The organism is uncultured Streptomyces sp., from assembly GCF_947488945.1.
Classification (GTDB): Bacteria; Actinomycetota; Actinomycetes; order Streptomycetales; family Streptomycetaceae; genus Streptomyces.
Genome location: NZ_CANLBS010000028.1, coordinates 54,392 through 76,399, shown reverse-complemented (window position 1 = coordinate 76,399; position 22,008 = coordinate 54,392). Strand labels below are relative to the sequence as shown.

The following is a 22,008-nucleotide window of genomic DNA, read 5'->3' as shown; positions in this document are numbered from 1 at the left end:
CGGGCGCTTCCCTTCGTTCTTGCGTTTCCGACTCTATCAGACACTTTCCTGTCCGATTCCCGGCCGAAGCGGGTCAAACACTTTCCGCTTTCCAGTTCTTCGCTTTCGCGTTTCCCTTTCCGGCGAGTCCGACTCTATCAGGCATTTCGCCGCCCCCCGACCACTGTTCCGCAGGCGTGCAGGAATAGGGTGGGTCTTGGTTTTGCCTGATGGGCCGCCACCGGCCCCCGACGTGAAGTCGTATGGGGCGAGGCAGGTGTAAGACAGTACAGGGAGCCCGCGACGGGAGGCAAATCGCCTCCCGTGCTCCCTTCCTCCCGGCGGGCGGCCGACTCGGCACGACGAGAGTGCGGCGGCGGGCAAACGGGACGTCTCGTGCGGAACCGTCTCTTCGTATGACTTATTCTGCTGAGCAGTAGGTCGCCCGTCACAGCCTTGACGGCGGCACCGGATCACCACCCCGCCTGGAGGCATCCATGACCAGCGTGACCTCGCCGCTGAACGGCCGCGCGATCGGACTCGCCGCGGTTCCCGACCCTGTCTTCTCCGGGTCCATGGTCGGACCCGGCACCGCGATCGACCCCGTCCGCGAGCCCGCCGAGGCCGTGGCCCCGGTCGACGGTGTCGTCGTCTCCCTGCACCCGCACGCCTTCGTCGTGGTGGACGACCAGGGGCACGGTGTGCTGACCCACCTCGGGATCGACACCGTCCAGCTCAACGGTGAGGGATTCGAGTTGCTGGTCAACAAGGGCGACACCGTCACCCGCGGTCAGGGCATCGTGCGCTGGGACCCGGCGGGCGTCGAGGCGGCCGGCAAGTCCGCCATCTGCCCGGTCGTGGCCCTCGAAGCCACTGCGGAGTCCCTCTCCGACGTGCGCGAGAGCGGCGACGTGAAGCTCGGGGACGCGCTCTTCGGCTGGCAGTGACCGTTCCCACGACGAATCGGTGACGAGCCGGACGAGCAACCATCGCGGTGGGGCGACCGCCGCACGACCGGAGACGGGTGCAATGGAGACAACGCTGCAGGGCGTCGGGGTGAGTCACGGCGTGGCGATCGGCGAGGTCCGCCACATGGGCACGGCGGTCCTGGAACCGCCGGCCAAGCAGGTTCCCGCCGAGGAGGCGGAGCGCGAGCAGGCGCGCGCCCGCCAAGCCGTGGAGGCGGTCGCGGCCGATCTGACGGCGCGCGGCAACCTGGCCGGCGGCGAGGCTCAGGCGGTCCTGGAAGCGCAGGCCATGATGGCGCAGGACCCCGAACTGATCGCCGACGTCGAACGGCGTATCGCCGTGGGCAGCTCGGCCGAGCGCGGGGTGTACGACGCCTTCGCCGCGTACCGGGCGCTGCTCGCGAACGCCGGGGAGTACCTGGCCGGGCGGGTCGCGGACCTGGACGACGTGCGCAACCGCATCGTGGCCCGTCTGCTGGGTGTGCCGATGCCCGGCGTGCCGGACAGCGACGTGCCCTACGTCCTCATCGCCCGCGACCTCGCTCCCGCCGACACCGCGCTGCTCGACCCCGCGCTGGTCCTCGGTTTCGTGACCGAGGAAGGAGGCCCGACGAGCCACAGCGCCATCCTGGCGCGCGCGCTCGGTGTGCCCGCCGTGGTCGCGCTGCCCGGCGCCGGCGAGCTCACCGAGGGCACCGTGGTCGCCGTCGACGGCAGCACCGGTGAGATCTTCGTCGAGCCGAGCGACGCGAAGCGGACCGAGATGGAGGAGGCCGCGGCCGCGCGCAAGGCGGCACTCTCCGCCTCGACCGGTCCCGGTGCCACCTCGGACGGTCACAAGGTGCCGCTGCTGGCGAACATCGGCGGGCCCGGTGACGTGGCGGCCGCGGTGGAGGCGGGTGCCGAGGGTGTGGGTCTGTTCCGCACCGAGTTCCTCTTCCTGGACGACAGCGAGCGGGCGCCGTCGGAGGAGAAGCAGGTCGAGGCCTACCGCACGGTGCTGGAGGCGTTTCCCCAGGGCCGGGTCGTGGTCCGGGTGCTGGATGCCGGCGCCGACAAGCCGCTGGACTTCCTGACGCCGGCCGACGAGCCCAACCCGGCACTCGGTGTGCGGGGTCTGCGGAGCCTGCTGGACCACCCCGACGTGCTGCGGACGCAGCTCACCGCGTTGGCCAGGGCCGCCGAGGGAATTCCGGTGTATTTGGAGGTCATGGCGCCGATGGTGGCGGACCGCGCCGACGCCAAGGCGTTCGCGGACGCCTGCCGGGAAGCCGGTCTCGCGGCGAAGTTCGGTGCGATGGTCGAGATTCCCTCGGCCGCGCTGCGGGCGCGTTCGGTGCTGCAGGAGGTGGAGTTCCTGTCGCTGGGCACCAATGACCTGGCGCAGTACACCTTCGCCGCCGACCGTCAGGTGGGCGCGGTGTCCCGACTGCAGGACCCGTGGCAGCCCGCGCTGCTCGACCTCGTGGCGATGTCGGCGGATGCCGCGCGTGCCGAGGGCAAGAGCTGCGGGGTGTGCGGCGAGGCGGCCTCCGATCCGCTGCTGGCCTGTGTGCTGACGGGTCTGGGTGTGACGTCGCTGTCCATGGGCGCCGCCTCCATTGCGTACGTGCGGGCCACGCTGGCCAAGCACACGCTGGCGCAGTGCGAGCGCGCGGCGTCGGCCGCCCGTTCCGCGGACTCGGCCCAGGAGGCACGGCGGGCCGCGCAGGCGGTGTTGTCGGGCGAGTGACCTCGGGGGCGTCGTGGCAGGGGCTTCCCGCCGGGTCCGTGGATCCGGCGGGGAGCCCTTCTCGCGTGCCGGGCGGTGTCAGCGGTGCGGCTCCGGTTCGTCGGCGCCGAGGTCGAAGCCGGCTCGGTACTGCACGCCGGGTTCGGGGGCGAGCGGGTCGCCGGTGTCGGCGTCGGTGCAGTAGGCGGCGAAGACCTCCGCCTCGGTGAGCGGGACGAGGCTGCCGCCGACGAGGCGCCAGCCGTGGACCCGGTCGGGGGCGCCGGGGAGCATGCTGCGCAGCACCACTCCCCCGCGGCTGTCCAGGGCGACGCCGACCGCGAGCACGGTGGCGAACTCCGTGGCGTGGTCGGGGCTGAGCACGGTCGGCGGGCCGGGGGCGTCCGGTTCCGTCGGGGGCGCCGCCTGTTCGGTGTGCAGGACGGCGAGCAGGTGGTCGTCCCTGGCCGGGGTGGAGCAGACCAGGTGGTGGGTGCCGGGTCCCGCGCCCTGGAGGAGGCGCAGCAGCAGGTGCGAGGCTCGGTCGAAGGCGGCTCTGCCGATGTCCTGTCCGCAGTCGGCGCAGGCGCCGAGTTCGGCCAGCAGCATCGTGGCGTAGTCCCGGGTGGCGTTGCGGACGGCGCGGGAGACGAGTTGCGGGACCAGGTGGGCGATGGGCTGGCCCGCGTACGCGACGGTGGCTCCGGTCCGGGCGAGCTCGGCGGTGAAGCGGCTGCGGGCCGCGGGGCTGTCCGGGTCGATGGCGTGGTCCGCGCAGAACTCGGCGTACTCCTTCGGGTCGAAGAGGGCGACGGTGGTGTGCGCGCCTTCGGCGGCGAGGGACCTGAGGACGGCCTCGATCTGCCGGAGGTAGGCGGTGTGGTCGTCGAAGGTGAAGGTGCGGTAGCGGCGCATGGCCGCGAAGTCCGCCGGGTCGGCCAGGAGACCGACGGTTCCGGCTGCTTCGCGGCGCAGTGCGCGTCGCATGGTTGCGGACCGCCGGTCCTGGGCGGCGGTCGTGCGGTGCTGGGTGCGCGCCATGTCTTGCTCCCCGTATGCGCTGCGGATCATTTGCTCACTCAGCGTAACCAGGGGGTCTGACAACGGCCGTGATCACCCGCGGTCGCGGCCCAGGTCGGCGTAGAAGCGCAGGAGTTCGGCGTCGTCCACCGAGCCCGCGTTGACGGCCTTGTCGAAGGGGGTGCCCTGGAGCAGGCGTTTGACCGGGACCTCGATCCGCTTGCCGGTGAGGGTGTGCGGGACGCCGGGGACTTCGATGATCTCGTCCGGGACGTGGCGGGGGGAGAGCTGGTCGCGCAGGGCCCGGCGCACGGTGTCGCGCAGGGCGTCGTCGAGGACGGCGCCTTCGGCGAGGTGGACGAACAGGGGCATCCAGTAGCCGCCGTCGGGCTGTTCGACGCCGATGACGAGGGACTCGCGGATCTCGGGGAGCCGTTCGACGACCTCGTAGATGTCGGCGGAGCCCATGCGCACGCCCTGGCGGTTGAGGGTGGAGTCGGAGCGGCCGTGGACGATCACCGAGCCGTGCGAGGTGAGGGTGATCCAGTCGCCGTGGCGCCAGACGCCGGGATACATGGCGAAGTAGCTGTCGTGGTACCTGCTGCCGTCGGGGTCGTTCCAGAAGTACAGCGGCATGGAGGGCATCGGGGAGACGACGACGAGTTCGCCGACCTCGTCGACGAGGGGTTCGCCGTCGGGGCCCCAGGACCGCAGGTCGGTGCCGAGGCAGGGGGCCTGGAGTTCTCCGACGCGTACCGGCAGGGTCGGTACGGCTCCGGCGAAGCAGCTGCACACGTCGGTGCCGCCGCTGACGGAGGCGATCCACAGGTCGTCGGCCACCTCGTCGTGGAGCCAGCGGAAGCCGTCGGGGGGAAGCGGGGAGCCGGTGGTGGCGACGCAGTGGACGCGGGAGAGGTCGAAGTCCCGGCCGGGGTGGACGCCGGCCTTGCGGCAGGCCATGACGTAGGCGGCCGAGGTGCCGAAGAAGGTGGCGCCGGTCTGTTCGGCGACGCGCCACTGGGCGGCGGTGTCGGGGTGGCCGGGGCTGCCGTCGTAGAGGACGAGCGTGGTGCCGGTGAGGAGGCCGGAGACGAGGAAGTTCCACATCATCCAGCCGGTGGAGGTGTACCAGAAGAAGCGGTCCTCCGGGCCCAGGTCGCAGTGCAGGCCGAGCTGTTTGACGTGTTCGACGAGGATGCCGCCCTGCGATTGGACGATGGCTTTGGGCAGCCCGGTGGTGCCGGAGGAGTAGAGGATCCAGAGCGGGTGGTCGAAGGGGACCTGCTCGAAGACGGGTTCGGTGTCGGCGGCGGTGAGGGCGGCCCATTCGAGGGCGCCTTCGGGGGCCGGGGTGCCGAGCAGCGGGACGTGCACGACGGCGCGCAGGGTGGGGAGTTCGGCGCGCAGTTCGGCGACGGTCGCGGTGCGGTCGTGCTGCTTGCCTCCGTAGCGGTAGCCGTCGACGGCGAACAGGACGACGGGTTCGGTCTGCTGGAACCGGTCGAGGACGCCGCGGGCGCCGAAGTCGGGGGCGCAGGAGGTCCAGACGCCGCCGACGGCGGCGGTGGCGAGGAGGGCGACGACGGCCTGGGGGACGTTCGGGAGGTAGCCGGCGACGCGGTCTCCGGGGGTGACGCCGAGGGCGCGGAGTCGGGCGGCGAGCGAGCCGACCTGGCGGCGGAGCTCGGCCCAGCCGACGGTGGTCTGCGCCTGGGTCTCGTCGACGTGGACGAGGGCGGGGGCGTCGGCGCGCAGTGGGTCTTCGGCGGTGCGCAGGGCGTGTTCGGCGTAGTTGAGGGTGGCGCCGGTGAACCAGCGGGTGCCCGGCATCGTCCGGTCGGTGACGGCGGCTTCGTAGGGGGTGGCGAAGCGCAGGTCGAACCACCCGGCGACGGCGCGCCAGAAGGTGTCGAGTTCGTCGACGGACCACTGGTGCAGGGCCGGGTAGCCGCCGTCGGCCGGTGCGCCGTGGTGGGCGGCGGCCCAGCTCTGGAAGCGGGTGACGGCCGCGGCGGCGACGCGGTCGGGGCCGGGCTGCCACAGGGGCGCTTCGTGCTCGGTCGAGGTCATGGGGCGGCTCCCTGCTGGTGGGTGTGCGGGGTCGGCTCGGTGTCCCCGCTGCCGGGTCGGGCCCCGTGCCGCCGGGTGGTGCCGGGGCCGGGTGCGCGGACGGTTACGGACGATGCCATGTGATCGTCTTGTGCACCAGGTCCGCTCGGGGGCGGGTGCGTCCGTCGTGTCGCGGAGGCTGTGCGTGCGGTGCCGGGCGTGGGGCCGTCGGGTGGATGAACGGAAGTTGAACGGAACGGTCCGCGGGACGGTCGGGTGGCAGGGTGAGCTGCATGGATGGTCGTGACCTGGTGCGTTCGGTGATGTGGGTGGGTCCGGTGCGCGGTGCGCGGTCGATGGGGGCGGCCTGGCGGTCGCGGCGTGCGGACGCGCGGGCGTCGGCGGCGCGGGGTGCCGAACGGGCCCGGGTGCCGGGGGCGGTGGTGGGTGCGGAGCCGGGGCCGGGGGGTGGGGTGGTGCGGTTCGCCCGTTCGGACTTGCGGATCCGGGTGACGGCCGGCGGAGCGGTGTTCTGGGCGTGGGACGGGGCGGAGGCGTTGCCGTCGTACGCGTTGCCGGGGGCGGAGCCGGAGCCGGACGCGCGGGCGCGGCTGGAGCCGCGTCCGGACGGGGGCTGGCAGGTGGTGTCGGAGCGGCTGACGCTCGCGGTGTCGCGGGACGGCTGGGTGGAGTTGCGGACGCCGGGCGGGCGCATGCTGCGGCGGGAGGCTCCACCGCGCTGGTGGGAGCCGGTGGGCGGCGGGCGGGCGCGGTGGGTGCAGCGGTCCGAGGTGCCCGCGGACGCGCGGTTCTTCGGTCCGGCGGGTCCGGCGGGTCCGGCGTCGGCGTCCGCGGTACCGCCCGCCCCGCGCGGCGGCGGCGTGGGGCGGGGAGGTGACGGGGCGTCCGGTGCGGTGGCGATGCCGGTCCAGATGGTGGTCGCGGACGCGGGGACGCATCTGGTCCTCCACGACACCGCGTGGCCGGGGCGGGTGATGGTCCGGGAGGGCGAGGAGGGGGCGGGTTCGGGGCAGGACCGGCGCGGGACGTGTGAGGTGCGGGTGGACGGGGGTCCTCTGCGCTGCTGGGCGGTGACGGGCACCCCGGCCCGGGTGCTGCGCGGCTGGGCCGCGCTCACGGGCGCCCCGGCGGTTCCGCCCTCCTGGGCGCTCGGGCCCCAGCACGCCGGGGAGTTCGGGAGCGTGCAGGAGGTGCGGCGGATCGTGACGGGGTTCCGGGAGCACGGGCTCGAGCTGTCGGCCGTGCACGTGGCGGGGCGCGCGGCGCACGGGGTTCCGGATACGGAGTCGCGCGCGGGCGGGACGCGGTGGGTGCGGGCCGCAGGGGCGGAGGACGCGGTGGCGTCGGCCAGGACGGTGTGCTCCGCCGGGGCGGTGGAGTCCGGCGGGTTTTTCGAAGCGGACGGGGGCGGGGCCGTGGCCGCGGGGGTACCGGGACGGGCGGGGGCCGCCGGGGTGGCGGGGCACGGCGGGGGCGACGGACCGGTGGGACGTGCGCCCACGGGCCCCGGAGAGGGCCGGGGAGCCGGGGCCCCGGCGTGGGCGGCGGGGGTCTGGCACGTCGGGGGTGGCCGGGTGTCCGGCGCCCCGGCCGGTGCCGACCGTACGGGACCGGCGCGTGCGGTGCGGGTGGGGGCGGCGGTCCGGCGCGGGCCGGGAGGCGGGGACGGCGCCGGATCCGAAGCGGAGGGGGTGGCGGAACTGCGGTGGGCGCGGGCCTGGTTCGACGAGGCGCGGCGGCTGCGGCCGGCGGACCGCCCGTTCGTGCTGGCGGGGTCGGCCTGGGCGGGTTCGCAGCGGTACGGGGGCTGCTGGCCGGCTGGGGAGACGGCCGGGTGGGAAGGGCTGCGGGCGTCGCTGGCGTCGGCGCTGGGGCTGGGGCTCTGCGGGGTTCCGTACCCGGGCACGGACGTCGGGGGTCCCGGTGCCACGCCCGAACTGTATGTGCGGTGGCATCAACTCGCCTCGTACCTGCCGCTGTCGCGGACCGGCGGCGCGGGCGCGGCGCGGCGGCGGGCACCGTGGGAGTTCGGGCCGGAGGTGCTGGACCGGGTGCGGGCGTCGGCGCTGGAGCGGGAGCGGCTGCACCCGTACCTCGTGACGCTGGCGGGGCTCGCCCGGCTGACGGGGGCTCCGCCGGTACGGCCGGTGTGGTGGGACGCGGCGGGCGACCGGGCGTTGCGTGCGGTCGGCGACGCGTTCCTGCTGGGTGACGCGCTGCTGGTGGCGCCGGTGCTCGGGCCGGGCGTGGACCGCCGCGCGGTGCGGCTGCCGCGCGGTCGCTGGTACGACACGGCGACCGGGACGGTGTACGAGGGGCCGGGACGGGTGCTGGTGGACGCGCCCGCCGACCGGATTCCGGTGCTGGCGCGGGCCGGTGCGGTCATTCCGGTGCGGGGCGAGGGCGGCGGCACCGAACTGGAGGTGTGGGCTCCGGCGCCGGGAAGACGCGGGGCCGGGGCGCTGGTGCCGGACCCTGGCGACGGGTGGGACGAGCCGCGCGTGGAGCGGTACACCTCGCGCTGGGTCGACGGCCGGGTGACGGTGGAGGGCGCGGGTCCGGTGCGGTGGCCGGTACGGGTACGGGGTGCGGCGGAATCGGGTGCGCGTCCGGCGGCACCGGGTGCGGCGGGCCCGTAGGCGGCGCACGGACGGGTGACTGTCAGACCCCTCTGGGAGCCTGGCCGCATGGAGATGACGCTGCAGCTGACCATCGACTGCGCCGACCCGGCCCGGCTCGTGCCGTTCTGGGCCGACGCACTGGGGTACGTGCCGGAGCCTCCGCCGGGGGGCCACAGCACCTGGCGGGACTACTGGGCCGACATGGGTGTGCCCGAGGAGGAACTGCCCGTGGGCGCGGGGGACGCGCCGGAGTCACTCGTGGATCCGGCGGGCCGGGGGCCGCGCATCTGGTTCCAGCAGGTGCCTGAGCCCAAGACGGTGAAGAACCGGATCCACCTCGACCTGAAGGTCGGCGGCGGCCGGGGCGTCCCCCTCGCGGTCCGTACGGAAAGGGTCGACGCGACGGTGGAACGCCTCACCGGCCGCGGTGCCACGGTGTCCCGCGTGCGGGACGAGCCCGGCATGGACTCCTACGCGGTCCTCATGCGGGACCCCGAGGGGAACGAGTTCTGCGTCGTCTGAGGGATGTCCGGAACGGTCGTCGTGGGCCGGGGGCGGTGGCGGTGGGGCAGCTCCGGGGAGGCCGTCGTGCGCCGTCCCGGTCCGGGTCCGGTGGCCGGAAACCCGCGGGCGGCCGTGCCGGTGGCCGCGGCCGTCAGGTGTAGCGCCCCGTGAACCAGCGGTGGACGGCCTCGGTGTGGAGGGGGAAGGCGAGGTCGCGGGGTTCGTGCAGGAGGTGGTAGCCGGTGGTCTCGTCGGTCGGGACGGAGGGCGGGAGTTCGTCGGGGGTGCGGGCCGGCAGGAGGCCGAAGAGGAGGAGGTGGCCGTCCGGGGAGCTGAGGGCGTCGGCGAGCCGGACGTCGGACCGGTCGGCCCCGATGCGGGTCTCCTCGCCGAGTTCGCGCACGACGGCGTCCCGCCAGTCCTCGGTGGCGTCGACGAAGCCGCCGGGGAGCGCGACGCCGCCGCGCATCGGTTCGATGGTGCGGGTGATGACGACCAGGCCGGTGCGGGCGCCGTCGTGGACGGGCAGCAGGGCGACCGCGACCGGCAGCGGGTTGCGGTAGGCGGTGGCCCCGCACGCCCGGCAGGTGCGCGGCCACCCGGTGGCCGCGTACGGCGTACCGCAACTGCCGCAGTGGGAGTCCCGGACGGGCGCCGGGGCGGGCTCGGCACCGCGCCGGGGGGCGGGGTTCTCGGTGGGCTCGGACACGGCCGGACTGTATCCGATGGTGCTTCCCCGGCGGGCCGGGAACTGATGGACGATGTGTGCATGACAGTCATGCGTACCGCGCTCCGCGCCCTGGCCGCCTCCCTGGCCTCCGCCGCCTCCCTCGCCGCCCTGGTCGCGGCCGGTCCCACCGCGACCGCCTCCGGAACCGCCGCCCCGGTCGGGTCGGCCGCCTCCGCCGGGTCAGCCGCTTCCGCCCGGTCCGACGTACGCGCCCCCGAGGGGTTCGTGGCCCTGCGGTCCGTCGATCCGACCATCATTCAGGAGATGCGGTACGCGACCCCGCACACCTTCCTGGGCGTACCGGTGGACGGCTATCTCCGGCCGGTCTGCATACTCACCCGCCCGGCGGCCGAGGCACTGCACCGGGCCCAGGTCCGGCTGCTGAGGCAGGGCTACTCCCTCAAGGTCTACGACTGCTACCGGCCGCAGCGGGCCGTGGACCACTTCGTGCGCTGGGCGAAGGACCTGGACGACCAGGCCATGAAGGCGGAGTTCTACCCCCGCGTCGACAAGTCGACGCTGTTCGCGGACGGTTACATCGCGGAGAAGTCGGGCCACAGCCGGGGCAGCACGGTGGACCTCACGCTGGTGCGGCTGCCCGCCCGGCCGACCGCGCCGTACCGGCCGGGGGACGCGCTCGCGCCGTGCTACGCCCCGCAGGACCAGCGCTTCCCGGACAACTCGGTCGACATGGGGACCGGCTACGACTGCTTCGACACCCTGTCCCACACCGACGATCCGCGCGTCGGGGGTGTGCAGCGCGCCAACCGGCAGTTCCTGAAGGGGACGCTGACCGGGCTCGGCTTCGTGAACCTGGCGGAGGAGTGGTGGCACTACACCTTCAAGCCCGAACCGTTCCCGGACACGTACTTCGACTTCCCCGTGACGCCCCGGTCCGTCGCGGGCCGCCACTGACCCGGCTGCCGGACGCGCCCCCGCCGTCCAGGTCGCGCAGGGGCGTATCCACCGGGGAATCCGAACGGTTACCGTGCCGGGTATGGCTGAGCAGACGTTCGACTCCTACGAGGAATTCTGGCCGTACTACGTCGCGATGCACGCGCGGGCCGCGACCCGCTGGGTGCATCTAACCGGGACCCTGACCGGCCTCGCGATCACCGCCTACGGGCTGGCGCGGGGGCGGAAGCGGTACGCGGCGGCGCTGCCCCTGATCGGGTACGGGACGGCCTGGCCGGCCCACTTCCTGATCGAGGGCAACAACCCGGCGACCTTCGGGCATCCGCTGTGGTCACTGCGCGGGGACGCGCAGATGATCCGGACGATGCTGGCGGGGCGGGACCACGAGCTGGCGGAGACGGCCGCCAAGTGGCTGGCGGAGAACCCGGCGGACTGAACCCGGCGGAACGGTCCCGGCGGGCTGAGGAGCGGTCCCGGCCGGCCCGTGACGGGGCCGGCCGGGGCGGTTCAGAGTCCTGCGGGCTCGCGCACCCGGTCGGCGCGGACCAGCGCGTGCTCGACGACCGCGACCAACACGTCGCGGACGGATCCCCGGTCGCGGGCGTCGCAGGTGAGCACCGGCACCTCGGGGTCGAGGTCGAGCGCGGCGCGGACCGTGTCGGCGGGGAAGATCTCGGCCCCCTCGAAGCGGTTCACCGCCACGGCGAACGGGATGGAGCGCCGTTCGAAGTAGTCGACCGCGGCGAAGCAGTCGGGCAGCCGCCGGGTGTCCGCCAGCACGACCGCGCCCAGCGCCCCCTGGGCCAGCTCGTCCCACAGGAACCAGAAACGGTCCTGCCCCGGCGTGCCGAAGAGGTACAGCACCAGGTCCTCGCGGACGGTGATCCGGCCGAAGTCCATGGCGACGGTGGTGGTGTTCTTGGCCTCCACGCCCGCCGTGTCGTCGACGGGCCGGCCGGCCTCGGTGAGCCGCTCCTCCGTCCGCAGCGGTCTGATCTCGCTGACCGCCCCCACCATCGTCGTCTTGCCCACGCCGAAGCCGCCCGCCACCAGGATTTTCAGGGTAACGGGCTCGACGGGCCGCTTGCTGCGGCTAGAGCGCCCGAAGGCCATTGATCACCTCGCGAAGAATGTTCACGTCCGGCAGTTCGGCCGGCGGAACGGGACGGGTCACATGCACCAGTTCCTCCTCGACGAGATCGCCCACCAGGACCCGGACGACCCCTACGGGGAGGTCCAGACCGGCGGCGAGCTCGGCGATCGACTGGGGCATGGGGTGGCAGAGTTCGACGATCTCGACGTGCTCCGGCGACAGCATCTGGTCCCGGCCGGGATCGTCGGCCGCGGGTTCGGGGACGACGAGCGCGATCAGGTCGAGCCGGTGACGGGTGGCGCTGCCGGTGCGCCCCCGCGTCATCGCGTACGGGCGGACGACCGGCCCCGCGTCCGCGTCGTACCAGCGTGACGGCGGGGCGTCGGCGGGGCCTTCCGGTGGCCGGGGGTGGTCCCCCCGGGCGGAGTCGGCTCTCATCCGCGTCCCTCACCCGCCGGTGGGCGCACCGGGCGTGCGGGGGGCGTTGGCCAGGTGCGCCCCCACGCGCTTGACCATGAGCGTCATCTCGTAAGCCACTTGGCCGACGTCGGAGTCGGCGTCGGCCAGTACGGCGAGACAGCTTCCGTCGCCTGCGGCGGTGACGAAGAGGAACGCCTCGTCGAGTTCGACGACGGTCTGGCGCACCTTTCCGGCGTCGAAGTGCCGGCCGACGCCCTTGGCGAGGCTGTGGAAGCCGGAGGCGACGGCGGCCAGATGCTCACCGTCCTCGCGGCCGAGGTCCCTGGAGGCGCCGGTGGCGAGCCCGTCGCTGGAGAGGACGAGGGCTTGGCGGATGCTGGCGACGCGGTCGACGAGCTCGTCGAGCAGCCAGTCGAGTTCGCCCGATCCACGGCGTGCGGAGTGATGTGCTGCGGCGTTCGGTGCGGTCATGGACCGTCCCCTCCCGGTGTGGTTCCTGGTGCTGTGTCCACCGGGCCGGTCGCGTCGTCGGCGTTCTGCCGACGGCCGCGCTGCCAGCCGCGCTGGAGTGACGCCATGCGGTCGCGGACCGCTTCGGCGTCGCGTTCGGTGTCGCCGTCGGCGGCGGCGGGTTCCTCGTGCGGGCCGCGGTCCACGGCGTCGTCCCGGAGCTGCGGGACGAGGCTCGCCTGGCGGACCCGGCGGGGCAGCCCGCCGACGGTGCCGGCGTCGGGCCACGGCGCGGCCGGTGCGGGGGCGACCGGGGCGTCCCGGTCCGCGGGGACGGGGGAAGCGGCGGGTGCCGCGGGGTCCGTCGCGGGTTGCCCGGTGCCGCGGTCCCGGTCGGCGCCCGGGTCCCGGCCGGTGACGCGGTCCCGGCCGGTGACGCGGCGTCCGCGGTCGGCCACGAGCACCGGCGGCTTGCGGCGGGGCAGCGGGGTGGGGCCCGCGGCGGCGGGGCGCATCGGGCGCACCTCGGCCTCGTGGGCGTCGCCCCGGTCGGCGGCCTGCTGGTGGGTGTCGGGGTCGTCGGGGCGGCGTTCGCGGGCGCGGAAGAGGCCGCCGCGTTCGCTGTCGCTGTCCTCCAGGTCCGACACCCCGTCGAGCACCGGGGTGAGGGCCGGGTCGAGCAACGGGTCACGGACGCGGTCCGCGGTGTGCGCGGGTGCTTCGAGCTCGACCGGGCCGTCCAGCGGGCGGCGGGCGCCCAGCCCCGCGGGGACCGGGGTCAGCGAGGTGGTGCCCCGCTCGTCGCCGCCGCGCCCGCTGCCGTCGCGGGAGCCGCCGGCGAGGGCGCGCTCGGTCCTTCGGTCCAGCCGGAAGCCGGTGCCGTGGGTCTCGGGGGCGTCGGTGAGGAGCGCGGCGGGGATGAAGACGACCGCGGTCGTCCCGCCGTAGGGGGACTTCTGCAGCGACACCCGCACGTTCTGGCGCTGGGCGAGGCGGCTGACGACGAAGAGGCCGAGACGGTCGGTGTCGGAGAGTTCGAAGTCGGGGGTCTCGGCGAGCCGGAGGTTGGCGTCGAGGAGGACTTCGGGCGTCATGCCGAGTCCGCGGTCGTGGATTTCGAGGGTGAAGCCGTTGGAGACCCGCTGGCCGTGCACCTGGACGGCGGTGTGCGGTGGGGAGAACACCGTGGCGTTCTCCAGGAGTTCGGCTATCAGGTGGGTGAGGTCGGCGACGGCGGGGCCGCCCACCCCGATGCGCGGGAGCCTGCGGACCTCGATGCGTTCGTAGTCCTCGACCTCGGCGACGGCGGCCCGGACCACGTCCATGAGCTGGATGGGCTTGCGCCATTGTCGGGACGGAGCCGCGCCGGACAGGATCACGAGCCCTTCCGCGTGGCGGCGCATGCGGGTGGTGAGGTGGTCCAGCCGGAACAGGTCGGCGAGTTCGTCGTCGCTCTCCGTACGGCGTTCCATGGCGTCCAGGAGCGTCAGCTGCCGGTGCAGCAGGACCTGGTTGCGGCGGGCCAGGTTGACGAACACCTCGGAGACCCCGCGCCGCATGTCGGCCTGTTTCACGGCGGCTTCGACGGCGGCGCGCTGGAGGGTGTTGAGGGCCTGGCCGACCTGGCCGATCTCGTCGCGCTCGTAGGTGAGGTGGGGGGCTTCGGTCTCGACGTCGATCTGCTCCCCCGCCCCGAGGCGCCGCATGACGCTGGGCAGGCGCACGCCGGACACCTCGTGGGCGTCCTTGCGGAGCCGGGAGAGGTCGCGGACGAGTTCGCGGCCGATCCGGACGGAGACGAAGACGGAGATGAGCAGGGCGAGGAAGCCGAGCACCCCGGCGACTCCGGCGAGGGCGAGGACGCGGTATCCGGCGGGTTCGGCGCGGTCCTGGAAGCGGTTGTTCATCTCGGTGGAGTCGTTGGCGAGCCGGTCGAGGACCGGCACGGCGACCTCGTCCCAGCGCGCGGCGTCCACCTCGGAGCCCTCCGTGCCGCCGGCCAGCGCGTTCTCGGCGGTGCGCAGCGGTTGGGTGCCGGGGCTGCTCCAGAACTGCTCGACCCTGCTGCGTTCCGAGGCGGGCAGGGCCGGCAGGCTCGTTTCGTAGAGCAGTTCGCGCTGGGCCGTGAGCGCGGCGACGTCCCGCCGGTCCTCGGTGGTGAGCCGGTCGGCGGCGAGGAGGCCGGAGGCGACCAGCGCGTCCTCGCGGGAGAGTGTCTCGCGGGCCCGCGATATCCCGGCGAGGGCGGCGACCTGACGGTCCATGGAGACGTTCTCGGTGGTCCGCAGCCCGTTGAGGAAGTGGTAGCAGGGATCGACGAGGCGGTTGTAGAACTCCAGGGCCTGGGCGCGGCTGATGGTGCGGCGTTCCACGGACCGGCGCAGGGCGTCCAGGCCGTCCACGGCGTTCAGCACGGATTCCAGGCGGCGTTCGGCGCCGGAGTCGAGGGCGTCGCGGATGTCGGAGCGGGAGGCGCTGTCCCGTACGTCGGCGACGACCCGGTCGGTGGTGGCGCGTTCGTTGCGGAGCCTCGGCAGGGCGTCGGAGGCGCGGGGGTCGGCGAGGAAGAGGAGGGTCTGGCGGCGTTCGCCCTGGACGGCACGGATGGTCTGTTCCAGGGGGTGGCCGACGCTGTCCACGACGGCTCCGGCGCCCATGAGTTCGTGGGCGGCGCGCCCGGTGACGTAGGTGGCGAACACCCAGAGTCCGGTCAGGGAGACGAGGGGCACCAGGAGCAGCGCCACGATCTTCCGGCGGATGGACTTCCCGCGAAAGCGCATGGCCTCCCCCAGCCCGGCCCCCGTGTCCGGGGCCGTGATCCGTCGCTCGTGCGTCTTCTGCGTCAACAAACGGCGCGAGCCTACTACTGACCCTCCGGTAACTCGAAGGCCTGTCCGGTCGATTTTCGGCCGTCGCGGCCCCGGACGACCGGCTGGAAGACCTGCTATCACGGAGATGGAACCAGTGGGAGCTGTGCGTGACGGCGGACTGTTCGGTAGGCGTACAGACCGACCGGTTGGCTGGAATTCTTCGTTCCGCGACCGTTCCGCGACCCTTCCGCCGCCCTTCGCCCCCTCGGTCCCGTACGGCCCGGGCACACGTCCGGCCGGGTTCGCGAACCCGGAACGGGGAATTTCCGGGCGGGCACATTCGTCAATGCTGACGGGGCAGGAGACACGGTGGGGTTACGTGGGGCAAGACGTGCGCCTCGTCCGGCGTAGAACGACTCCGAGCCGGGCAGTCACCCTCATATCGGACAGTGGTGGGGAGTTGAGGGTCCAGTGGAAAGTCGGGAGCGCCGGAATCCGGCGGCGTCGTCCGGGGGGACGGCCGGCGGTGCGGGGGAAACGGCGCGTGCGCAGCGCCCGTTGTGGGTGGAGGAGCCGGCGGAGCGGCGGCGGATGCCGGATCCGGTCCGGACCGCGGCGGTGCGGGCCGTCCTCGTCCTGGCGGTGACGCTGATCCAGGCGGTGGTGGCGTTCCTGTGCACCCTGGCCGGTTCGTGGCTGGCGTTCCCGATGGTGCTGGGCGGAGTGGCGAGCACCATCGTCGCCACCTGGGCGGTGCTGGACGTGTGGGTGACCCGGCAGGTGTGGAACCAGCGGCACGGCGTGGTGTCGGTGCCGAGCTCCACCGCCCGCCGGATACGCCGGGAGCGCCGGCAGGCCCGCCGGGCCGCCGCGCGTGCCGACCGCGAGGCGGGCGCCCCCGGCCATCGGGCCGAGGCGGGGCACCGGCTGTCCCGGGCCTGACCCCCCGTCGCGCGGCGGACCGTGCGGTAGCCGTACGGTCTCCGGCACGTCGGCGCGGAACTCCCGTCAGGCCGTGCCGGTTTCGGCGGCGCGCTTGAACATGCGGGTCGCGGTGATCTCGCCGTGCACGGTCTCGGCCTCGGGGTCCTGCTGCGGCAGACCGGGCCGCAGGTGCTCCTCGACGCTGATGTACTTCAGCCCGGCACGCAGGTCGGCGTCGTTGCGCAGCCGGATGACCAGCGGGAACTCGGCGAGCGCCGTGGTGTCGAAGAGTCCGGTGGTGTAGAGGAGCTGGACGCCGAGGGCGTCGGAGACCGCACGCTGGAGTTCCAGCAGATAGGTCGCGTTGGCGCGGCCGATGGGGTTGTCGAGGAAGAGCGTGCCGGCGTGCCGGTGCCGGTCGCGGCCCCGGTCGTTGCTGCGGAGCGCCGCCATGGTGCAGTACAGGGCGATCGCCGCGGTCAGCAGCTGGCCGCCGGAGAAGACGTCGCCCATCTGACCGACGGGGACGCGTTCGGCGCGCAGCACCGCGTCCGGCTTCAGGATCTCGACGGCGATACCCTTGGGCCGCAGCGCCGCCCCGACCCCGCGCAGCAGCAGGGACATGCCGTCCCGGCGGAGGTCGGCGTTCTTCCTGAGGGCGGCGTGGGTGGCCTCGTCGACGACCTCGCCGAGGCGTTCGGTGAGGGTCGCCTGGTCGGGCTCCTCGAAACGGATGCGCAGGAACTCCTGCCCGGACCACTCCCCCAGCCCTTCGGGCAGGCGGGACAGGCGCTGGGCGGAGCGCAGGGTGGCGAGCGCCGACTCCACCAGCCCCCGCAGCCGGTCCACGATGGAGTCGCGGTTGCGTTCCAGCTGGACCAGTTCGTCGGTGAGGACCCGCAGCCGGGGGGCGAAGGCGGCTTCCCACTTCTCCGCGTGGTCGGGCAGCGCGGAGGCGGGCAGTTCGCGGATCTGCTGGCGGGCGGGGGTGCGTACCTGTTCGTAGCGGGTGGAGTTGGCGTGCCGGACCAGCACGTCGCTCGCCTCCCGGACGGCGGTCTCGGCGGCCGAGAGGTCGGCGGCGCAGCCGCGCAGCGAGCGGCGCGCCTCGGCGGCGGACTGCCGGGCCTCCTCCAGGGTGCCGGGGTAGGGGTCGGGACCCTCGCCGTCGTCGTCGTCGGCGGTGTTGTCCCGCAGCAGGTCGCGCAGGAGAGCGGCGGTCTCGTCGAAGCCGCCGGCGGAGTCCTCGGCGGTGCGGTGGGCGTGCAGCAGCTCGCTGTGGGCGGCGCGGGCGGTGTCCAGGGCGGCGGTCGCCGAGGCGAGTTCGGCGGTGGCGGTGCGCAGCAGGGTCTGCGCCTGCCCGGCGTCGGCCGGGACCAGTTCGTCGGGCAGGTCGGTGTGGCGGGGTTCGTCGTCGGCGGGTGCGAGCCGTTCGGCGTCGCCGCGCAGCCGGCCCAGTTGCTCGCTGGCGGCCGAGGCACGGGTCTCCAGCAGCTGGACGAGGGCTTCGGCGCGGCCGGCGGCGGCCTGCCGGGACGGGCCGTCGAAGCCGTCGGTGGATTCCAGCAGTTGGGCGGCGCGGGTGCGGACCTTGTTGGTGAGGCGGTCGAGTTCGGCGAGGGCGGCGCTCTCGTCGCTCTCGGCCCTGGCCTGTTCGGCGCGGAGGTCGGCGCCGACGCCGACCTTCTCGTAGAGCTGGGAGGCGGCACGGTAGGCCTCACGGAGCGTGGGCAGCGCGGTGCGGCCGACGGACGGGTCGGGCTCGGGGAGCGATTCGGGGGCGCCGGCGATCTCGGCGCGCTCGGCGCGCAGGGCGCGGGCGGTGCGCCGGGCGTCGTCGCCGGCGCGCTGGGCGGCACGGCGGTCCTCGTCGGCGGCGCGGGCGCGTTCCAGGTACTCCTGGGCGCGAGCCTCGGACTCGGCGGCTTCCTCGGTCAGTTCACGGAGCCGGGTCTGCCAGCCGGAGCGCTCCCGCAGGCGGTGGGCGAGGCCCGCGAGGGCGTCGGCGGCGCGGCGGGCGCGCTGGGCGGTCTCCTGGCGTTCCTCGCGGACGCGGACGGCGTCGGCGGCGGCCTCGTCGGCTTCGGCGCGGGCGGCACGGGCCTCGGTGAGGGCGGCGTCCGCGGCCTGCGCGGCGGTGCGGGCGGCGTCGGCGGCCCGGGCGAGTTCGGCGAGCATGCCGGGCGGGCAGTCGGCGCGCCAGGAGCCGATGCGGGCGGCGAGCGCGCGGTCGGCGGCGAGGCGGGCGGCGAGGGCGCGGATGTCCTCGTCGCGGGAGGCGACCCGGTTGCGCAGCGCGTGGCGCTCCTCGTCGGCGGCGTGCTCGTCGTGCATGGCCGGGTTCGGCGGCACCAGGAACACCCCGTCCGCGCCGCCGGCGCCGGCCGGGGGCACCGGGGCGAGGAGGGCGGCGGCGGTGCCGACGGCGACGGCGGAGCGGGGCAGCAGCGCGGCGCCGGACAGCACCTCGCGGGCGCGGGTGTGGGCGTCGGGGTCGGTGATGACGACGCCGTCGACGAGTTCGGGGCGGGCGGCGAGGACCGCGGCGTGGTCGGCGGGGTCGACGGCCTGGGCGAGGTAGCGCCATCCGGGGAGGGCGGGGATGCCGTGCTCGCCCAGGAATTCGACGGTGGTCAGCACGTCGGGGCCGGGCGGCAGGAGTCCGCCGTCGCCGAGGGCGCCGAGGATGCGGTGGTCGTCGGCGGCGGCGGTGCGCAGGTCGAAGAGGCGGCGTTCGGCGGTGGCGATGCCCTGGTCCAGCAGGTCGCGCAGTTCGTCGGCGGCTCGGTCGAACTCCTCGACGGAGAGCGGGGCGGCGGCCTCCTCGTCGGTGGCGAGAGCCCCGTGCTCCTCGGCGGTCCGGGTGGAGTCTCCGGTGTCCTGCGGGCCGTGCGCGGCGCCGGCGCCGGGAGCGCCCCGGCGGGGGTGCGGCACGCCGGTGGCGGACGGCAGGCCGAGGAGGTCGGCGAGGCGGTGGTCGGCGGCGAGGGAGGCGGCGGCGGCCCGTTCGTCCTCGTGGCCGCGGGCGGCGGCGCGGGCGGCGTCGGCGGCGCGCGCGGCGGCGAGTTCGGCGCGGCTCTCGGCGGCCGCCGCCTCACGGGCGTGCGCGGTGGCGGCGTCGGCGGCCTCGCGGGCGGCGGTCCAGGCGGCGGTGGCCGCCTGCTCGGCGTCGCCGGCGGCGAGGGCGGCCCTGGCCGGGTCTGCGTCGGACGCGGTGTCGTCGAGCCACCCGGCGCGTACGGCTTCGGCGGTCTCGGCCTCGACCTCGGCCAGTCGCTGGCGGAGGTGGCCCGCCTCGGAGCGGGCGCGCTGGGCCTCGGTGGCGGCGGTGGTCGCGTCGCGGTGGGCGCGTTCGCCGGTGGCCTGGAGGGTCTCGGAGCGCTCCTCCTCCTCGTTGGCGACGCGTTCGCCTTCCTCGGCGGCGGTGTGCAGGGCGCGTACCAGGTCGGCTGCGGCGGTGGCGCGGGCGGCGAGAGCGGGCGCGGCGTCGCGTTCGGCCTCGCGGATGGCGACGGCGACCCGCGCGGAGCGGTCGGCGGCGGCGCGGTGCCGCAGGACCGCCTCGGCGGCCTGCCAGGCGGCGTGCAGGGTCCGGGCGTCGCCGAGTTCGCGGCGCTGGGCGGCGGCGGCCTTCTCGGCGGCGGCGAGCGCCAGTGAGGCGTGCCGGTAGGCGAGTTCGGCGGCGACGCGTTCGCGGTGGGTGCGGGCGGCGCCGGCCTCGGTGACGGTGCGGGCGGCGTCGGTGACCTGCTGGGCGAGTTCGCCGGTGCGGCCGCGTTCCGCGGCGGCGCGGGCGGCGAGCCGGCGGGCGAGGGTGCGGGTGCGGCGCTCGGCGCCCGCGTGGACGTCGCGGGTGCGGGCGCGGGTCGCGGTGGCCTCGACGATGCGGCCGAGGAGGTCGACGGAGCCGGCGGTGAAGTCCCGTTCGGCGGTGAGTTCGGCGCGGCGGCCCAGTTTGTCGCCGAAACCGCTGACCAGGTCGGCGAGCCCGTCGGTGTCGCGGGTGTCGGTGACGGCGCGCAGCAGCAGGTCGGTGAAGTCGGAGTCCTTCTTGACGGCGAAGAGGCCGGCCGCCTCGCCCTCGTCGGCGTTCATCTCCCGCTGGTAGCGGAAGAGTTCGGGGTCGAGGCCGAGGTCGCCGAGGTGTTCGTTCCAGCGGTCGTGGATCTCCTCCCAGTGCACGTCGAGATGCTGGTAGAACTTCCCGGCGTCCGTGAGGGCGTCGCGGAAACCCTTCATGGTGCGGCGCCGGCCCCGGGCGCCGGAGGTGCCGTCGGCGGGGCGGGCCACGGGGGTGGCCTCGGCGACGGGGAGGCTGTCGAGGCTGAGGCCCGGTCCGGGGCGGAAGGAGTACCACGCCTCGGCGAACTTGCGCGGGTCGTTGGAGACCTGGTGGCCGCGCCATTCGCTGACCTTGCCCACGACGACGCATTCGCCGGTGAGGGTGTGCTGCCATTCGAGGGCGACGTGCCCGCAGTCGTCGGCGAGCAGGAACTTGCGGAGCACGCCGGAGCTTGCGCCGCCCAGGGTGTTGCGGTGGCCGGGCAGCATCACCGAGAAGATCAGCTTGAGCAGGACGGACTTGCCGCCGCCGTTCTCCAGGAAGAGCACTCCGGCGGGGGCGGGGCGCCGGGGCGGGCCGACCGGCTCGTCCTCGAAGAACTCGGCCTGCGCCGGGGCCGGGTTCGGTACGGGGGCTCCGACGCCGCGCAGGTCGAGCACGGTGTCGGCGTAGCGGGCGCCGGCCGGACCGATGGAATAGAGGCGGACCCGGGACAACTCGTACATGGCGGCGGACTCTCGTCGTTCGGTGAAGCGGGGAACGTCAGGCGGGGGGGGAGGCGCGGGCCGCGCGGATCAGCCGTGGAAGGGCAGTCCCGCGTCGGCCGCCAGGTCGAGGCCGTCGGTGTCGCGGGGCGGCAGCAGGGTGGCCGTGCCGTCGGTGACGGGGACGACGCCGAGGTCGAGGAGTTCCGCCATGGCGGATCCGCCGGCCATGTCGCGTACCTGGAGCTGGTAGCGGGCGGTGGTGCGGTAGGCGCCGCCGGCGTCGTCGCCGGTCCGCTGGAGGAAGCCGGAGTCGGTGAGGAAGGTGACGGCCTTGGCGATGATGCCGGTGGTGGATCCGGCGAGGCGGCGGGCGTCCTTGGTGGCCCCGGTCGAGCTGCGGCGGGCGTAGACGCGCCAGCCGGCCTCCAGGCCGGGGGCTTCGCTGGCGGGGTCGGTGTTGTCGCCGCGCTGCTCGGCCTGCTCCTCCAGCCGTCGGCAGGCCTGGCGGACGAACGAGTCGACGCCGTTGACGGTGATCCGACCGATGTAGGTGTCGTCGGCGAGGTCCTCGGGGCGGGGAAAGGCCAGGGCGGCGACCGCGAGGTGGGCGAGGCCGTGCAGGAACCGGTCGGCGGCGTCGGTGGAGGCGCGGCGGGCGTAGTCGCCCATCCGTACGGCGAAGACGGAGTCCTCACTCGCGGTGACCGCCATCCCGGCGCGGCCGGAGACCTCCAGGACGACGAGTCCGAGGCCGGTGGCGACGGCGTCGGCGAGCCGGGCGAAGGCGGGGTCCTCACGGTAGCGGCGCAGCAGTTCGGCGTATTCGGCGTCGCGTGCCGGCACCAGCTTCGGCTGGAGGCCGAAGGAGACCAGCCGGGCGGCGTCGGCGGCGTCGGCCGGTGTGACGCCGCCCTGGCCCGCCGGGTACGGGGCGGGCCCCGGCTCGTGGGCGGCGGGCTCGTCCCACGCGTCGGTGTGCTCGGCGCGGTGGTCGCTCACGGCTGGGGCTCCTCGGTGCGGACG

General features: G+C 74.7%; 15 protein-coding genes and 1 pseudogene. 7 read left to right on the top strand and 9 right to left on the bottom strand.

Translation table 11 applies throughout. From position 1 onward, the window contains the following. The first annotated feature begins 476 nt into the window (after positions 1–476). Together Q0994_RS30650 and ptsP are read left to right on the top strand one after the other, a co-directional pair. Entirely contained in the window at positions 477–926 is a 450-nt protein-coding gene (locus tag Q0994_RS30650; protein WP_299541303.1) for a PTS glucose transporter subunit IIA, read from the top strand. A gap of 82 nt (positions 927–1,008) precedes the next feature. Next, the gene (gene ptsP / locus Q0994_RS30645; RefSeq protein WP_299541301.1) at positions 1,009–2,679 is read left to right on the top strand and encodes a phosphoenolpyruvate--protein phosphotransferase; all 1,671 of its coding nucleotides are present in this window, start codon (positions 1,009–1,011) and stop codon (positions 2,677–2,679) included. A gap of 78 nt (positions 2,680–2,757) precedes the next feature. Here the strand turns inward: ptsP and Q0994_RS30640 are convergent, their stop codons facing one another. Together Q0994_RS30640 and Q0994_RS30635 are read right to left on the bottom strand one after the other, a co-directional pair. Beyond that, positions 2,758–3,699, bottom strand: a complete 942-nt coding sequence (locus Q0994_RS30640) for a hypothetical protein (RefSeq protein WP_299541299.1) — start codon at positions 3,697–3,699, stop codon at positions 2,758–2,760. Between the two features lie 72 nt (positions 3,700–3,771). Further along, positions 3,772–5,748 (bottom strand): acetoacetate--CoA ligase, encoded by a 1,977-nt coding sequence (locus Q0994_RS30635; protein ID WP_299541297.1) that lies wholly within the window; start codon positions 5,746–5,748, stop codon positions 3,772–3,774. Between the two features lie 272 nt (positions 5,749–6,020). On the opposite strand from Q0994_RS30635, the gene Q0994_RS30630 reads away from it, so the two are divergent. Next, positions 6,021–8,387: a TIM-barrel domain-containing protein gene (locus Q0994_RS30630; RefSeq protein WP_299541295.1), complete on the top strand. Its 2,367-nt coding sequence runs from the start codon at positions 6,021–6,023 to the stop codon at positions 8,385–8,387. Positions 8,388–8,435: 48 nt separating this feature from the next. After that, positions 8,436–8,891 (top strand): VOC family protein, encoded by a 456-nt coding sequence (locus Q0994_RS30625; RefSeq protein WP_299541293.1) that lies wholly within the window; start codon positions 8,436–8,438, stop codon positions 8,889–8,891. Between the two features lie 133 nt (positions 8,892–9,024). Here the strand turns inward: Q0994_RS30625 and Q0994_RS30620 are convergent, their stop codons facing one another. Further along, on the bottom strand, positions 9,025–9,582 hold the full coding sequence (locus tag Q0994_RS30620) for an NUDIX domain-containing protein (protein WP_299541291.1): 558 nt from the start codon (positions 9,580–9,582) through the stop codon (positions 9,025–9,027). Positions 9,583–9,642: 60 nt separating this feature from the next. On the opposite strand from Q0994_RS30620, the gene Q0994_RS30615 reads away from it, so the two are divergent. Both Q0994_RS30615 and Q0994_RS30610 read left to right on the top strand, forming a co-directional pair. Continuing rightward, complete coding sequence (locus tag Q0994_RS30615) at positions 9,643–10,518, top strand: M15 family metallopeptidase (protein ID WP_299541289.1); 876 nt, start codon at positions 9,643–9,645, stop codon at positions 10,516–10,518. A gap of 82 nt (positions 10,519–10,600) precedes the next feature. Then, on the top strand, positions 10,601–10,954 hold the full coding sequence (locus tag Q0994_RS30610) for a DUF962 domain-containing protein (protein ID WP_299541287.1): 354 nt from the start codon (positions 10,601–10,603) through the stop codon (positions 10,952–10,954). Between the two features lie 71 nt (positions 10,955–11,025). Here the strand turns inward: Q0994_RS30610 and Q0994_RS30605 are convergent, their stop codons facing one another. Genes Q0994_RS30605 through Q0994_RS30590 form a run of 4 tightly spaced genes read right to left on the bottom strand, consistent with a single transcriptional unit; the run spans position 11,026 to position 15,261 of the window. Beyond that, complete coding sequence (locus tag Q0994_RS30605) at positions 11,026–11,631, bottom strand: ATP/GTP-binding protein (protein ID WP_299541285.1); 606 nt, start codon at positions 11,629–11,631, stop codon at positions 11,026–11,028. Then, on the bottom strand, positions 11,612–12,049 hold the full coding sequence (locus tag Q0994_RS30600) for a DUF742 domain-containing protein (RefSeq protein ID WP_299541283.1): 438 nt from the start codon (positions 12,047–12,049) through the stop codon (positions 11,612–11,614). Before Q0994_RS30600 ends, Q0994_RS30605 begins: the two co-directional genes overlap by 20 nt. A 9-nt stretch (positions 12,050–12,058) precedes the next feature. Continuing rightward, on the bottom strand, positions 12,059–12,502 hold the full coding sequence (locus Q0994_RS30595) for a roadblock/LC7 domain-containing protein (protein WP_299541281.1): 444 nt from the start codon (positions 12,500–12,502) through the stop codon (positions 12,059–12,061). Next, positions 12,499–15,261, bottom strand: coding sequence for a nitrate- and nitrite sensing domain-containing protein (locus Q0994_RS30590; RefSeq protein ID WP_299541309.1), 2,763 nt, complete (start codon positions 15,259–15,261; stop codon positions 12,499–12,501). The genes Q0994_RS30595 and Q0994_RS30590 overlap by 4 nt, the downstream gene beginning before the upstream one ends. Positions 15,262–15,843: 582 nt before the next feature. On the opposite strand from Q0994_RS30590, the pseudogene Q0994_RS30585 reads away from it, so the two are divergent. Next, a pseudogene (locus tag Q0994_RS30585) lies at positions 15,844–16,233 on the top strand (hypothetical protein); the annotation flags it as partial. Positions 16,234–16,299: 66 nt separating this feature from the next. On the opposite strand, the gene Q0994_RS30580 reads toward Q0994_RS30585, so the two are convergent. Further along, positions 16,300–21,003, bottom strand: coding sequence for a hypothetical protein (locus tag Q0994_RS30580; RefSeq protein ID WP_299541279.1), 4,704 nt, complete (start codon positions 21,001–21,003; stop codon positions 16,300–16,302). Between the two features lie 69 nt (positions 21,004–21,072). Continuing rightward, the gene (locus tag Q0994_RS30575) at positions 21,073–21,984 is read right to left on the bottom strand and encodes a hypothetical protein (RefSeq protein WP_299541277.1); all 912 of its coding nucleotides are present in this window, start codon (positions 21,982–21,984) and stop codon (positions 21,073–21,075) included. Positions 21,985–22,008 lie beyond the last annotated feature (24 nt).